The sequence below is a fragment of the Streptomyces sp. NPDC057438 genome, from assembly GCF_042802995.1.
Lineage (GTDB): Bacteria > Actinomycetota > Actinomycetes > Streptomycetales > Streptomycetaceae > Streptomyces.
The window spans coordinates 18221-31434 of sequence record NZ_JBHVDD010000045.1; the positions used below are offsets into that span (position 1 = coordinate 18221).

Genomic DNA, 13214 nt, shown 5'->3' on the forward strand with positions numbered 1-13214 from the left:
TCTCTGCAGGCACGCTGACGGCATGAACGAACGACGCACCGTGAGAGTGTCCAAGTACCTCTCCAAGCACCTCCGGCACCAGCCGGAGAGGATCGGGATCACCCTCGACGAGGGCGGCTGGATCGGGATCGACACCCTCATCGAGGCGGCCGCCGCCCACGGCTTCCCCTTCACCAGGGCGGAGCTCGACCACGTGGTCGAGGCCAACGACAAGCAGCGCTTCGCCGTCCAGGGCGACCGCATCCGCGCCAGCCAGGGCCACACCGTCGACGTGGACCTCGGCCTCCCGTCGGCGACCCCGCCGCCGTACCTGTACCACGGAACCGTGTCGGCCTTCCTCGGTGCGATCCGTGCCGAGGGCCTGCGCCCCATGAACCGGCACGACGTGCACCTCTCACCCGACCTCGAGACCGCCACGCGCGTCGGTGCCCGCCGCGGCCGCCCCGTCGTGCTCTCGGTGGACGCCGGTGCCATGCACCGGGACGGTCACGTCTTCCGCGTGAGTGCCAACGGGGTGTGGCTGACCGAGGCGGTTCCGCCCCGGTACCTGCTGTTCCCCGAGGCGCGCTGAGCGGAACCGTCCGACGGCCGGACGTAGGCTCGTCGCATGAGTCTGCGCCTGAGCACCGTGATCCTCCCGTACCTCCGCTGGCACGAGGGGGGCCGTGACAACTGGCAGCGGGCCGAGCAGCTCGGGTTCCACACAGCGTTCACGTACGACCATCTGTCGTGGCGCACCTTCCGGGACGGACCCTGGTTCGGCGCCGTGCCCACCCTGACCGCGGCAGCCGCCGCCACCGAACGCATCCGCCTCGGCACGCTCGTGACCTCGCCGAACTTCCGGCACCCGGTGACCCTCGCCAAGGAACTGATCTCCCTCGACGACATCTCGGGCGGCCGGATCACCCTCGGCGTCGGGGCGGGCGGCACCGGCTTCGACGCCACCGCGCTCGGCCAGGAGCCGTGGACACCGCGTGAGCGCGCCGACCGTCTGGCCGAGTTCGTCCCCCTGCTCGACCGGCTGCTCACCGAGGATTCCGTCTCCTACGAGGGCGACCACTACTCCGCCCACGAGGCCCGCAACATCCCCGGCTGCGTCCAGCGCCCCCGGTTGCCCTTCGCGGTGGCCGCCAACGGCCCGCGCGGAATGCGGCTGGCCGCCCGGTACGGGCAGGCGTGGGTGACCACCGGAGACCCGAAGCTGTTCGAGTCGGGCACCCCCGAGCAGTCGGTCCACGCCATCCGCGGCCAGCTCGAGAGGCTGGCCGACACAGCCGCCACGCTCGGCCGGGACGCCGCCCGGCTCGACAAGATCCTCCTCACGGGCTTCACCCCGGACCGCGGCCGACCGCTCGAGTCACTGGACGCGTTCGTGGACTTCGCGGGCCGCCACACCGAACTGGGCATCACGGACATCGTGGTCCACTGGCCGGTCCCGGGCTCGGACTTCGCCGCGGACGAGAAGGTCTTCGAGCGGATCGCCATGGAGGCACCGGCGCAGCTGGCCTGAGAGCGGCGCGGATCGGCCGCGGACGAGGCGCGCCCCACCGGCCGCGCCCGCTCAAAGCGGCCCGCGGAGGGCTGCCGCGGCGTCACGGGCGACGGGCGTCCCGGACCAGTGATCACTCACCTGTGCGGCCGCCCGCACGACCGTGCGCGCATATGCGCGACAATGGGGCCCGTGACCTCAGCGACGCGACAGCCCGAGACCCCGGCCCCGACCGTCCCGCTCCGGCTGATAGCCACGGACCTCGACGGCACCCTGCTCCGTGACGACAAGTCGGTCTCCCCCCGCACCGTCGCCGCCCTCGCGGCCGCGGAGGAGGCCGGCGTCGAGGTCTTCTTCGTGACCGGCCGGCCCGCCCGCTGGATGGACGTCGTCAGTGAACACGTGCACGGCCACGGCCTGGCGATCTGCGGCAACGGCGCCGCGGTGGTCGACCTGCACGGCGGTCCCGGTGCCCATCGCTTCGTCAAGGTCCGGGAGCTGGCGAGAGAGAACGCGCTCGACGCGGTACGGCTGCTGCGCGAGGCAGCGCCGGGCACGGTCTACGCAGTCGAGCAGACGTTTGGATTCAATCAGGAACCCGAGTATCCGAAGCTCCACATGGAGATCCCCGGCACTCTCGCGCCCGCGGAGAAACTGCTGGCCCCGGGGGGCGTGGCGGACGACGAGCCGGTACTGAAGATCCTCGCGTACCACCCGTCGATCGACCCCGACGACTTCCTCGCCACCGCCCGGATCGCCGTCGGCGACCGTGCCACCATCACCCGTTCCAGCCCCAGCGCCCTACTGGAGATCAGCGGGCCCGACGTCTCCAAGGCCAGCACCCTCGCCCTCTGCTGCGCCGAGCGCGGCATCTCCCACGAGGAGGTCGTCGCCTTCGGAGACATGCCGAACGACGTCGAGATGCTCACCTGGGCCGGCCGGTCGTACGCCATGGGCAACGCGCACCCGGACGTCCTCGCCGCGGCTTCGGGCCGGACCGTGGCCAACAACGAGGACGGTGTGGCGGTCGTCATCGAGCAACTGCTGGCGGAACGCCTGTAGCCGACGCCCACCGACCCCACGAGCGCCGAGTCGCCATCGACGTCCGCAGACGGTGACCGCCCCGCTCCGGCCGACCGCCGCTCCGCCAGGCGCCCATGGCTGCTGGTGGCCGACCCGCCGGCTACAGCTCCACCCCGTGGTCCCGCAGCCACGGCTCGGGATCCACGCCCGACCCCAGCTCCGGAGTGACACGTACCTCGAAGTGCAGGTGGGGGCCGGTGGAGTTGCCGGTGGTGCCCGACTGGCCGATCCACTGTCCCGCCGTCACGCGATCACCCTGGTCGACGGTGACGGCGGCAAGGTGCGCGTACTGCGTGTAGTACCCGTCCGCGTGCTCGACGACGATCTGGATGCCGAAGGCGCCCCCGCACGAGACCTTGACCACACGTCCCGCCCCGACGGCCCGCACGGGCGTACCGATCGGCACCGCGAAGTCCTGTCCTGTGTGCCGACTGACCCAGCGCTCACCACCGCTGCCGTACCCCGCGGAGAGCTCGTACCGGTCCACGGGCGTGACCCACGCGCTCGAAGGCCCTTCGTCCGGCTGGTCGAGCCGGACGGTTCCCCGGCAGGCACCGGCCGAGACCGACGCGTCCGCCTCTCCCTGAAGCGTCCACTGCGCCTCCTCCAGCTTCTGGTGGATCGCCTGTTTGATCTCGCCGAGCCCGGTCCTCCACTCCTCCAGCGCCCGCCATGCCGCGGCCGCCTTCGCCTCGTCCCTGGCGAGCCTCGCCTCCGCGCGACGATTCCTGCTCACGGCGTTGTTGACCGCCAGATCGGCCTGCCAAGCGGCCCGCCGGCCGCGCATCAAGTCCTCGGGGTTCTCCGCGAGCAGCATCTGCGCGGTGTACGGCACGCCGCCTCCCTCCCGGTACTGGGCGCGCGCGATCCGGCCGAGATCGGCGTTCAGCGCCGCGATGTGCTTCCGCTCCCGGGCGAGCAGCTTCTCCAGCCGCCGCGCCTTCGTCCTCTGGGCCGCGGCGGCCCGTCGCCCCGCCTCGTACCGCTGGGTCGCCACCGCCGCCTCGTCGAACAGCCGCGCCACTCGGGCACTGGTCCCTGCCTCACCGGACGAGCCCGCGGCCTCACCGCTGTCGGCCATCGTCGGCCCGGCCTGGAGAACAGCCGCCGCGCAGAGCAGCACCACGGCGAACAGCGGGTTCCGGCGGGAGAGGCGCATGTCAGCGATCGTGACCCGGCCCGGCGCCGCAGTCCTGTCCGAGTCGTACGCCTGGGGGAAACGGTGCCTCGGACGGGTCAAGGAGCTGGGCCGAACAGGGGCCCTGATACGGCGTGTTCGGCGGAGACTTGCCGACGATCCCGGGCCCCCCGTGATGGGCCGGATCGCGGGTCGGCCGTCCGTCGCGACTCGCCTCCACGGCGAGGGCCGACGCGGCCGCTACGGCGCCCGGCGAAGCGTCAACCCCCCGACGCGGCCGCTACGGCGCACGGCCAAACGCCCGCCGGGCCGCCGCCATGGCGGCGGTGGCCAGGAGCGCAGCGACGCGCTCAGACTCGTGCCAGCAGCTCTCCCGCCGCCTCCCGCTCGGCCATCGCCCTCAAGGGCCCGTCCACCGCGATCAGTTCGGCATAGGCCCCGCGCTGCACGACGCGCCCCTCCGCAAGCACGACGACCTCGTCCACGGCCTCCAGTCCGGCCAGCCGATGGGTGATCAGCAGAGTCGTGCGGCCCTCGGTCGCGGCCAGCAGGTCCGCGGTGAGCGCATCGGCGGTCGGCAGGTCCAGGTGTTCCGCGGGCTCGTCGAGGACGAGGACCGGGAAGCCGGCCAACAGCGCGCGGGCGAGGGCGAGTCGCTGGCGCTGGCCGCCGGACAGCCGCGCCCCGTGTTCCCCGATCAGGGTGTCCAGCCCGTCCGGCAGTTCATCGGCCCAGTCGAGCAGCCGCGCCCGCGCGAGCGCGTCCCGCAGCTCCGCCTCACTCGCGTCCTTCCGAGCGAGCAGCAGGTTCTCCCGCACCGAGCTGTCGAAAAGGTGCGCGTCCTGGGCACACAACCCCACGAACCGCCGTACGGCATCTCCTTCGAGCGCGTGCGCGTCCACACCACCCAGCGTGTAGGTCCCCTCCCGTGCGTCCAGGAAGCGCAGCAGTACCTGTGCGAGCGTGGTCTTGCCCGCTCCCGAGACACCGACCACGGCGACCCTGCGCCCTTGTTCCAGGGTGAGATCCAGGTCGGCGAGCGCGTCACGGTCCTGCCCCGCATACCGCGCGCCGAGCGCTGCCAGCCGCAGCGGGAACGGCGAGACCGGTGCGTCGGCCGGCTCCTCCGGTTCGTGTACGGGTTCGGGGGCGTCCAGCACCTCGTACACCCGCTCCGCGCTCCTGCGCACCCGCTGGCGGAACTGCACGGCCGAGGGCATCCCCAGCACCGCCTCGAAGGCGGCCAGCGGGGTGAGCACGACGACGGCCATGGCCACACCGCTCAGCCGTCCGGTGGCGACGGCCTGTGCCCCGAGGAGCGCGGTGACGGCGACGGTGAGCCCGGACACGAGCGCGGTGAGCCCGTCGCCGAGCGCGGTGGCGGTGGCGGCGCGGGAGGTGATGCGGGTGAGCACCTGGTCGGCCTTCCGTGCCTCGGCCGTGCGCGCCGGCAGGGCACCCGCGACCGTCAACTCGGCGGTGCCGGTGAGCAGATCGGCCACACGGGTGGCGAGGACTCCGCGGGCCGGCGCCAGCCGGTTCTCCGCCCGCCTGGCCACGGCCCCCGTGACGAGGGGCACCCCGGCCCCGGCTGCGAACAGTCCGACGGCGAGCGCGGCTCCGGCCTCGGGCAGCAGCCAGGCCGTGAACCCGACCGAGGCCGCGGAGACCACCGTCGCGGCGCCCGCGGGAAGCAGCCAGCGAACCCAGTAGTCCTGCAGCGCGTCCACATCGGTGACCAACCGCGAGAGCAGGTCGCCCCGCCGTGTCGTCCGCAGCCCCGCGGGGGCCAGCCGCTCCAGCCGGCGGTAGACGGCCACCCTGGTGTCGGCCAGCATCCGCAGCACGGTGTCGTGCGACACCAGCCGCTCCGCGTACCGGAACACCGCCCGCCCGATCCCGAACGCCCGCGTCGCCGTCACCGCGACCATCAGATACAGAACCGGGGGCTGCTGAGAGGCTCGTGAGATCAGCCACCCGGATGTCGCCATCAGACCCACGGCGCTGCCCAGTGCGAGACTGCCCAGCAACAGGGCGAGGGTGAGCCGGCCGCGGCGCGGCCCGGCCATGGTGCGGACACGGCCGAGTACGGGTCGCCGGGAGGCGCCGGACGGCACCCCGGAGCGAGCCAGCACGCTCCCGGCACCGGCTCCTGCCCGCGGTCCTGCGTCCGCCGCAGCGGCATCCTGGGAGTCAAGCACGACTTCCGTGTCCGCCGCCCCCGCATCTAGGGCCCTCACGACCGCGCCACCGGATCGGCCGGATACCAACGACTCCTCGGCCGCCCGCCCCGCCAGCCGCACCACGCGGTCCGCCACCCCCAGCAGCGCCGGACGGTGGACCACCAACAGCACGGTCCGCCCCACCGAAAGCCGCCGTACCGCCTCCACGACCTCGGCCTCGGTCTCTCCGTCCAGCGAGGCCGTCGGTTCGTCGAGCAGCAGCACGGGCCGGTCGGCGAGGAACGCACGGGCGAGGGCGAGCCGTTGCCGCTGTCCGGCGGAGAGACCGGCGCCGTCCTCACCGAGGACCGTCTTGGCCCCGGCGGGGAGCGCGTCCACGAACCCCAGCGCCCCCGCATCACCGAGCGCCCGCCGTACGGCCGCGTCGTCCGCGTCAGGACGGGCCAGTCGCACGTTCTCGGCGATCGACCCGGCGAACAGGTGCGGCCGCTGCGGCACCCAGGCGATACGCGAACGCCACTCGGCCAGGTCGAGCGAGGAGAGGTCCGCCGCCCCGACCCGAACCCCACCCTCCGTGATCTTCGTGAACCCCAGAAGCACGTTCAGCAGCGTCGACTTGCCCGCGCCACTCGGCCCGACGAGGGCCACCGTCTCGCCTGAGCCCACGGTGAAGGACACGTGTGAGACGGCGTCGTACGACCGCTCGGGGTAGCGGACGGTCACCCCGTCGAAGTGGAGGCCACCGGCGTCCGGCACCGCCCCGGTCCCCGAGGCCGGCACCGGTGTCTCCAGTACCTCGAAGATCTCCTCGGCAGCCGCGAGTCCCTCGGCCGCCGCGTGGAACTGGGCACCCACCTGCCGGACCGGCAGATACGCCTCGGGGGCCAGCACCAGGACGACCAGCCCGATGTACAGGTCCATCTCGCCGTGCACGAGCCGCATGCCGATGGTGACCGCGACCAGCGCGACCGAGATCGTGGCGAGCAGTTCCAGGGCGAAGGAGGACAGGAAGGCTATTCGCAGCGTCCGCATGGTCGCCTGGCGGTACTCGCCGGTGATCCGTTTGATCGACTCGGCCTGGGCCTTGGCCCGACCGAACACCTTCAGTGTCGGCAGCCCGGCGACGACGTCCAGGAAGTGTCCCGACAGCTGCGACAAGAGCCGCCACTGACGGTCCATCTGCGCACGGGTGGCCCAGCCGATGAGCACCATGAAGACCGGGATCAGCGGCAGCGTGCCGACGATGATCGCCGCCGACACCCAGTCCTCGGTGACGATCCGTGCCAGCACCGCGACGGGCACGACGACGGCAAGGCCCAGCTGGGGCAGGTAGCGCGAGAAGTAGTCGTCGAGCGCGTCGACGCCCCGGGTGGCGAGGGCGACCAGCGAGCCGGTGCGCTGCCCGCTCAGCCAGCCAGGTCCCAGCGCGGTGGACCGCTCCAGCAGCCGCCCCCGCAGCTCGGACTTCACCGCCGCACTCGCACGGTGAGCCGCCAGCTCGGTGAGCCAGGAGACCAGGGCCCGCCCCAGCGCGACCGCCGCCAGGAGCAGCAGGGGAGTGCGGAGTTCACCGACCGGCATCCCGTGCTGGAAGGCGCCGACCACCACTTCCGCGATGAGCATGGCCTGCGCGATGACCAGCGTGGCTCCGACCACCCCCAAGCCGACGACGACCACCAGGAAGAAGCGGGTGGCGCGCGCGTACCGCAACAGTCGTGGGTCGATCGGTTTCACGTGAAACACCCTCTTCTTCGCAGGCATGTTTCACGTGAAACATGCCTCTTCAGCCGGGAGGGGGTGTGTTTCACGTGAAACATCACCGAACGCACCCCCGGCCATGACTCGGTACGGCTCGACTCAGTGCGCCGACTCGGCGATGTGCTGCGTACCGATCCGCTTGCGGAACACCCAGTACGTCCATCCCTGGTAGAGCATCACGACCGGTGTGGCGATGGCCGCACACCACGTCATGATCTTCAAGGTGTACGGGCTGGACGAGGCATTGCTGACCGTGAGACTCCAGTCCGCGTTCAGCGAGGACGGCATGACGTTCGGGAAGAGCGTCAGGAAGAGCATCGAGACGGCAGCCACGATGGTGACCCCCGACAGGGCGAAGGCCCAGCCCTCACGTCCCGCTCGCACCGCCGCCAGCGCGGTCAGCAGTGCCGCGACCGCCACGGCCGCCGCGACCAGCGACACACCGTCGCCCTTCTCGATCTGGGTCCACAGCAGGAAGATCAGTGCGAGCCCTGCCGTCACGGCTCCGACGCGCAGCGCCAGTTTCCGCGCCCGTTCCCGGATGGCCCCCACGGTCTTGAGGCCGACGAACACCGTGCCGTGGAAGGTGAACAGCGTCAGTGTGACCAGCCCGCCCAGCAGGGCGTAAGGGTTCAACAGGTCTGTCAGACCGCCCACGTACTCGAAGTCCCGGTCGATCTTCACTCCCCGCACGATGTTGGCGAAGGCCACACCCCACAGGAATGCCGGGAGCAATGAGGTCCAGAAGATCGCCGTCTCCCAGTTGCGCTGCCAGTTCTCCTCGGGCCGCTTCACCCGGTACTCGAAGGCGACTCCACGGACGATCAGGCAGACCAGGATGAGCAGCAGCGGCAGATAGAAGCCGGAGAAGAGCGTGGCGTACCACTCGGGAAAGGCGGCGAAGGTCGCGCCGCCCGCCGACAGCAGCCATACCTCGTTGCCGTCCCAGACGGGCCCGATGGTGTTGATGAGGACCCGCTTCTCCGGACGGTTGCGGGCCAGCAGTTTGGTGAGGACACCGACCCCGAAGTCGAAGCCCTCCAGGAAGAAGTAGCCGATCCACAGGACGGCGATGAGGACGAACCAGACGTCGTGAAGTTCCATGACTGTGCTCCCTCGGCCCGGTGCGGCCTAGTACGAGAAGGCCATCGGCTTGTCGGCGTCACGGGAGTCGCCGCCGATCTTGGTGGGCGGGTTGAGGTCGGCCTCCGTCAGCTCCGGCGGCCCCGCCTTGACGTACTTCACGAGCAGCTTCACCTCGACGACGGCGAGGACGGCGTACAGGGCGGTGAAGACGAGCATCGAGGTGATGATCTCGCCCTGGGAGACACCGGGGGAGACCGCGTCCTCGGTGCGCAGCACGCCGTAGACGACCCACGGCTGGCGTCCCATCTCGGTGAAGATCCAGCCCCAGGAGCTCGCGATCAGCGGGAAGCCCAGGGTCAGGACCGCGATGCGCCAGTACCACTTGGTGAGGGTCGGACCGAGGGCCTTCCCCGGCAGCAGCACCAGATGGGGCACCTCCTCGTCGCCGACCCGCAGGTGCTGAGGCAGCAGGAACTTCCGGCGGGTGAGCCAGAGGCCGGCCGCGCCGATCGCGACGGACGCCATGCCGAAGCCGATCATCCAGCGGAAGCCCCAGTAGGCGACGGGGATGTTGGGCCGGTAGTCACCGGGCCCGAACTTCTCCTGCTCGGATTTGTTGACGTCGTTGATGCCGGGGACGTACGAGTCGAAGTCGTCGTTGGCGAGGAAGGACAGCAGGCCAGGGATCTCGATGGCGACCTTGTTGTGCCCCTCGTCGACGTCGCCGTAGGCGAAGACGGAGAAGGGTGCGGGCGCCTCGCCGTCCCACAGCGCCTCGGCGGCGGCCATCTTCATCGGCTGCTGCTTGAACATGACCTTTCCGAGCAGGTCGCCGCTGATCGCGGTGAGCATGCCGGCGATCACCACGGTGACCAGGCCGAGTCGCAGCGAGGTCTTCATCACCGGGATGTGCTTCTTGCGGGCCAGATGGAAGGCGGCGATGCCGACCATGAAGGCGCCACCGGCGAGGAAGGCCGCCGAGAGGGTGTGAAAGACCTGGGTGAGCGCGGTGTTCTGGGTCAGGACGAGCCAGAAGTCGGTCAGCTCGGCCCGGCCCTTCGCCTCGTTGATCCGGTAGCCGACCGGGTGCTGCATCCAGGAGTTGGCCGCGAGGATGAAGTACGCCGACAGGATCGTGCCGATGGAGACCATCCAGATGCAGGCCAGATGGATCTTCTGCGGGAGCTTGTCCCAGCCGAAGATCCACAGACCGATGAAGGTGGACTCGAAGAAAAAGGCGATCAGTGCTTCGAAGGCGAGCGGAGCCCCGAAGACATCACCGACGAAGCGTGAGTAGTCGGACCAGTTCATACCGAACTGGAACTCCTGCACGATGCCGGTGACGACGCCCATCGCGATGTTGATCAGGAAGAGCTTGCCCCAGAACTTGGTGGCCTTGAGGTACTTCTCGTTCCCCGAGCGCACCCACGCGGTCTGCAGGCCGGCGGTGAGCGCGGCGAGCGAGATCGTGAGGGGGACGAAGAGGAAGTGGTAGACGGTCGTGATACCGAACTGCCACCGCGCCAGGGTCTCCGGCGCCAGAGCGAGGTCCACGTCTTCTCCTTCCATGCTGTGGCACTGCCGCAGCCTGTCCCGCCTGTCACGTACATCTCAGGGCAACCGGGACGCGCTTGTGAATGCATTCACATTCACAAGCAAGTATGACGCATGCCTGTTCGAGACGGGAGCGGGGGGTGCACAAAAGCAGGGGGCCCGGAGAAGAATCCCCGAACCCCCTGGTCAGAAGCGTCTGAACCCTCAGATCTCCTTGCGGAACTCCTCCGTCACCTTCAGGAAGATGTCGTTCGCCTCGGTCTCGCCGATCGTCACGCGCACGCCCTCCCCGGGGAAGGGCCGCACGACGACACCTGCCTGCTCACACGCGCCGGCGAATTCGACCGTGCGCTCCCCCAGCCGCAGCCACACGAAGTTGGCCTGGGTCTCCGGCACCGTCCACCCCTGGCCGCGCAGCGCCTCGACGACCCGCTTCCGCTCGCAGACCAGCGAGCCGACCCGGCCGATCAGCTCGTCCTCGGCCCGCAGCGAGGCGACCGCGGCGTCCTGTGCGAGTTGGCTCACACCGAACGGCACCGCCGTCTTGCGCAGAGCGGCCGCCACCGGCTCATGAGCGATCGCGAAGCCGACCCGGAGGCCCGCGAGGCCGTACGCCTTGGAGAAGGTGCGCAGCACACAGACGTTCGATCGCTCGCGGTAGAACTCGACGCCGTCCGGAACCTCTACATCCCTGACGAACTCCCGGTACGCCTCGTCCAGCACCACCAGGACATCGCCGGGCACCCGGTCGAGGAAGCGCTCCAGCTCGGCTCGGCGGACCGCCGTACCCGTCGGGTTGTTCGGGTTGCAGACGAAAATCAGCCGGGTCCGGTCGGTGATCGCGTCCGCCATCGCGTCCAGGTCGTGCACATCGCCCGGCGTCAGCGGCACCTGTACGGACGTGGCCCCGCTGATCTGCGTGATGATCGGGTACGCCTCGAACGACCGCCAGGCGTAGATCACCTCGTCACCCGGGCCCGAGGTCGCCTGCAGCAACTGCTGGGCGACGCCGACCGACCCGGTGCCCGTCGCCAGGTCCGTGACCGGCACACCGAAGCGGTCCGCGAGTTCGCTCACGAGCCCTGTGCACGCCATGTCCGGGTACCGGTTGAAGGACGCGGCCGACCCCGTCACGGTCTCCAGCACTCCGGGCAGCGGCGGATACGGGTTCTCGTTGGAGGACAGCTTGTACGCCACCGGGCCGCCCGCCGCGGCCGGCTTGCCGGGCCTGTAGGTGGGGATACCCTCCAGCTCGGCTCGCAGCTTGGGGCTCGTCTCGCTCACCGCAGTCCTCCTCGTCGACGTAATGCTTCTCACCTTATGAGGATTCGGCGCCGCTGCGAATGGCCTGTGGACAACCGCGTGCGCCCGATGCCCCCACCCCTGTCGTCACATCCGCCCCACGGGCATCAAGGCACGAAGGTGTACGAAATAGGGGGCGCATCGCTTCCGAGCGCACGCGCCGGTGGCTCACGCCGTAGCGCGCATCACCCGTGCAGGTGAGTTGAGACCTCTTCGAGACATGAGCTACTTGGCAGGCCCATGCGCGTCGACAAGTCACGTACTGGCATTGGATCGTTCAACTCCCTTGCAATGCAAGGAATTTGCACCCAAGTGACCATGCAGAAACGTGCCTGTCAACGACTGCATATGCGTCCGCACTACCCCACCGCATGAGCCCTACTATCGGCTCGCCATGACAGCAGCAGGGAAGCACCAGGTGAGCCGCGCGGAAACTCCCCGCCGAGGCAGCCGGTCAGGCCGGGCGGGCATCCGGGACGTGGCCGCCGCCGCCGGAGTCTCCATCACGACCGTTTCCGACGCCCTCAACGGCAAGGGCCGGCTCCCGGACGCCACCCGACGCCATGTACGCGAGGTCGCCGACCGACTTGGCTACCGCCCCTCGGCGGCAGCCCGAACCCTCAGAACCGGCAAGTCCGGCCTCATCGGCCTGACCGTGACCACGTACGGGGATGAACCTTTCACCTTCACCGAGTTCGCGTACTTCGCGGAGATGGCGCGGGCCGCCACGTCGGCCGCGCTCGCCCGGGGCTACGCCCTGGTCATCCTCCCCGCGACCTCGCGGCATGACGTGTGGTCGAACGTGGCCCTGGACGGCACGGTGGTCATCGACCCCTCCGACCACGACCCGGTCGTCAGTGAACTGGTCCGCCAGGGCTTACCCGTGGTCTCCGACGGCCGTCCGGGCGGCACCCTGCCGGTCACCGCGTGGGTCGACAACGACCACGAGGCCGCCGTCCTGGACATCCTCGACCACCTGGCCGACGCGGGCGCCCGCCGGATCGGCCTCCTCACGGGCACGACGACGGACACGTACACGCATCTGTCCACCACCGCATACCTGCGCTGGTGCGAGCGCGTGGGCCAGGATCCGGTGTACGAGGCCTATCCGGCGCACGATCCGTGCGCGGGGGCCGTGGCCGCCGACCGGCTGCTGGCCCGCCCGGACCGCCCGGACGCGGTCTACGGCCTCTTCGACCCGAACGGCACCGATCTGTTGGCCGCCGCCCGGCGGTACGGTCTGCGCGTCCCCGACGACCTGCTGCTCGTCTGCTGCAGCGAGTCCACCGTGTACGCGACCACCGAACCTCCGATCACCACGCTCTCGCTCAAGCCGCGCAGGATCGGCACAGCCGTGGTCCAGCTCCTCATCGACGCCATCGAAGGGCTCGAATCGGACCAACCGGTGGAGCAGGTGATACCGACGGAACTGATCGTGCGGACCTCGTCCGAGCGGCGCCCACCGCGTACGACGGTCAGTCCGCCACGGTCACCCGAAGAGGGTTGACGCCCGAACTGAGGATCCGAACGGGATTTGGGCGGGGAGAGCCCCGCCCAATTCGGGAGAAAACCGCGGTGAACTGGGGCCCTGCGCCATTTCACCACCCCTGGGTCATCACAT

Annotated in this window: 9 protein-coding genes; 4 read left to right on the forward strand and 5 right to left on the reverse strand. The window is 70.2% G+C overall.

The features are described 5' to 3' along the window. Window positions 1-22: 22 nt before the first annotated feature. The 3 genes from ACFU5F_RS23725 (at window position 23) to ACFU5F_RS23735 (ending at window position 2551) form a co-directional block, all read left to right on the forward strand. Complete coding sequence (locus ACFU5F_RS23725) at window positions 23-571, forward strand: RNA 2'-phosphotransferase (protein ID WP_383890618.1); 549 nt, start codon at window positions 23-25, stop codon at window positions 569-571. A 36-nt stretch (window positions 572-607) separates the two neighbouring features. Next, the gene (locus ACFU5F_RS23730; RefSeq protein WP_383890621.1) at window positions 608-1510 is read left to right on the forward strand and encodes an LLM class flavin-dependent oxidoreductase; all 903 of its coding nucleotides are present in this window, start codon (window positions 608-610) and stop codon (window positions 1508-1510) included. A gap of 171 nt (window positions 1511-1681) precedes the next feature. Then, on the forward strand, window positions 1682-2551 hold the full coding sequence (locus tag ACFU5F_RS23735) for a Cof-type HAD-IIB family hydrolase (protein WP_383890623.1): 870 nt from the start codon (window positions 1682-1684) through the stop codon (window positions 2549-2551). Between the two features lie 121 nt (window positions 2552-2672). On the opposite strand, the gene ACFU5F_RS23740 is transcribed toward ACFU5F_RS23735, so the two are convergent. The 5 genes from ACFU5F_RS23740 to hisC all read right to left on the reverse strand — a co-directional run bounded on the left by ACFU5F_RS23740 (window position 2673) and on the right by hisC (window position 11575). Further along, window positions 2673-3731 carry a M23 family metallopeptidase gene (locus ACFU5F_RS23740; protein WP_383890626.1) on the reverse strand — a complete coding sequence of 353 codons (1059 nt, stop codon included), beginning with the start codon at window positions 3729-3731 and terminating at the stop codon, window positions 2673-2675. Window positions 3732-4060: 329 nt separating this feature from the next. Continuing rightward, the gene (gene cydD, locus ACFU5F_RS23745; protein WP_383890628.1) at window positions 4061-7636 is read right to left on the reverse strand and encodes a thiol reductant ABC exporter subunit CydD; all 3576 of its coding nucleotides are present in this window, start codon (window positions 7634-7636) and stop codon (window positions 4061-4063) included. A 114-nt stretch (window positions 7637-7750) separates the two neighbouring features. Then, a complete protein-coding gene (gene cydB / locus ACFU5F_RS23750) occupies window positions 7751-8755 on the reverse strand; it encodes a cytochrome d ubiquinol oxidase subunit II (RefSeq protein ID WP_383890631.1) in 1005 nt (334 codons plus the stop codon). Between the two features lie 27 nt (window positions 8756-8782). After that, window positions 8783-10291, reverse strand: coding sequence for a cytochrome ubiquinol oxidase subunit I (locus ACFU5F_RS23755; protein ID WP_383890633.1), 1509 nt, complete (start codon window positions 10289-10291; stop codon window positions 8783-8785). A 204-nt stretch (window positions 10292-10495) separates the two neighbouring features. Next, window positions 10496-11575 (reverse strand): histidinol-phosphate transaminase, encoded by a 1080-nt coding sequence (gene hisC, locus ACFU5F_RS23760; protein WP_383890636.1) that lies wholly within the window; start codon window positions 11573-11575, stop codon window positions 10496-10498. 412 nt (window positions 11576-11987) lie between these two features. Here hisC and ACFU5F_RS23765 point away from each other — a divergent pair, with 412 nt between their 5' ends. After that, window positions 11988-13100, forward strand: a complete 1113-nt coding sequence (locus ACFU5F_RS23765) for a LacI family DNA-binding transcriptional regulator (protein ID WP_383890639.1) — start codon at window positions 11988-11990, stop codon at window positions 13098-13100. The last annotated feature ends 114 nt before the right edge of the window (window positions 13101-13214 follow it).

Excerpts from the sequence above, each read along its gene's own strand:
- ACFU5F_RS23730 (WP_383890621.1), top strand. The coding sequence starts at position 608 with ATGAGTCTGCGCCTGAGCACCGTGATCCTCCCGTACCTCCGCTGGCAC.
- ACFU5F_RS23725 (WP_383890618.1), top strand. The coding sequence starts at position 23 with ATGAACGAACGACGCACCGTGAGAGTGTCCAAGTACCTCTCCAAGCAC.
- cydB (WP_383890631.1), bottom strand. The coding sequence starts at position 8,755 with ATGGAACTTCACGACGTCTGGTTCGTCCTCATCGCCGTCCTGTGGATC.
- ACFU5F_RS23765 (WP_383890639.1), top strand. The coding sequence starts at position 11,988 with ATGACAGCAGCAGGGAAGCACCAGGTGAGCCGCGCGGAAACTCCCCGC.
- ACFU5F_RS23740 (WP_383890626.1), bottom strand. The coding sequence starts at position 3,731 with ATGCGCCTCTCCCGCCGGAACCCGCTGTTCGCCGTGGTGCTGCTCTGC.